A 1,047-nucleotide genomic window follows, 5' to 3' on the forward strand; every position below is an offset into this window, starting at 1 on the left:
CCTCGTGCGGGCCGCGGACGGCGCCCTGCCAGCGGTCGGTCAGTTCGTCGAGGGTCAGGTTGTCGACTCGGTGGGGGTCGACCTCCTCGTGGAGGTGCGATGAGCGAGCCGCCGACGGGGGAACAGCCACCGGGTGACAAGGCACTGGGGGACAAGCCGCTGCGACCCGTGCGTCCCGGCCCGCTCGCGCAGGGCCGCGCGACCGACCCCTATCGGATCGGGGTCGACCCGGCGAGTCCCGCGGTGCCGACGACCGGCCCGAGCGCGTGGAACATCGCCAACTACCTGACCGTCTTCCGCCTGGCCATCGTCCCGGTCTTCGGCTGGCTGCTGCTCGCCGACGACGGGCGCAGTGCGGTCTACCGCTGGGCAGCCTTCGCGGTCTTCGTCGTCGCGATGGTCACCGACCGGATCGACGGCGACCTCGCGCGCAGCCGCGGCCTGGTGACCAACGTGGGGAAGGTGCTCGACCCCATCGCGGACAAGGCGCTGGTCACGATGGCCCTCATCGGGCTGTCCGCGGTCGGCGAGGTGTGGTGGTGGGTCACCATCGTGGTGCTCGTGCGCGAGTGGGGGATCACCGCAGTGCGCTTCTGGGTGATCCGCCACGGGGTCATGGCCGCTGGCCGCGGGGGCAAGGTCAAGACCCTGCTCCAGACGTTCGGCATCGGTTTCTACCTCATGCCGCGGTGGGTGCTGCCCTACCCCGACGTCTGGGAGGCGCTGGCGGCGATCTCGCTCGGTGCGGCAGTGCTCATCACGGTCGTCACCGGTGTCGACTACCTGCACCAGGCGTTGCGGTTGCGCCAGACCAGTGAGCGTGCCGCGACCAAGCGCGCCGCCCGAGCGGCCCGCACGGCCCGCCGTGAGGGTCGCGGCGCCCCGTGAGCACGGTGCCCGAGCGGCTGGATGCCGGGGTGCCGGATGCCGGTGCGCCCGCCGTCATCGCCGGCTTGCGTGAGCGCGGGCTCACCGTCGCGACGGCTGAGTCCCTCACCGGGGGACTGGTCTGTGCCGCGCTGACGAGCGTCCCCGGGGCGTCGACCG

Annotated in this window: 2 protein-coding genes; both read left to right on the forward strand. The window is 72.6% G+C overall.

Translation table 11 applies throughout. The annotated features are described in order from the left end of the window. The first annotated feature begins 99 nt into the window (after positions 1-99). Positions 100-888, forward strand: a complete 789-nt coding sequence (gene pgsA / locus PLL68_RS15805; protein ID WP_324535734.1) for a CDP-diacylglycerol--glycerol-3-phosphate 3-phosphatidyltransferase — start codon at positions 100-102, stop codon at positions 886-888. A 29-nt stretch (positions 889-917) separates the two neighbouring features. Next, positions 918-1,047 (forward strand): CinA family protein (locus PLL68_RS15810; protein ID WP_502910748.1); only part of this gene is annotated, 130 nt, incomplete at its 3' end.

The sequence above is a fragment of the Ornithinibacter sp. genome (assembly GCF_035443565.1).
GTDB lineage: Bacteria > Actinomycetota > Actinomycetes > Actinomycetales > Dermatophilaceae > Fodinibacter.

What these genes read in the sequence shown, in the direction of transcription:
- pgsA (WP_324535734.1), top strand. Translation starts at nt 100, where the DNA reads ATGAGCGAGCCGCCGACGGGGGAACAGCCACCGGGTGACAAGGCACTG.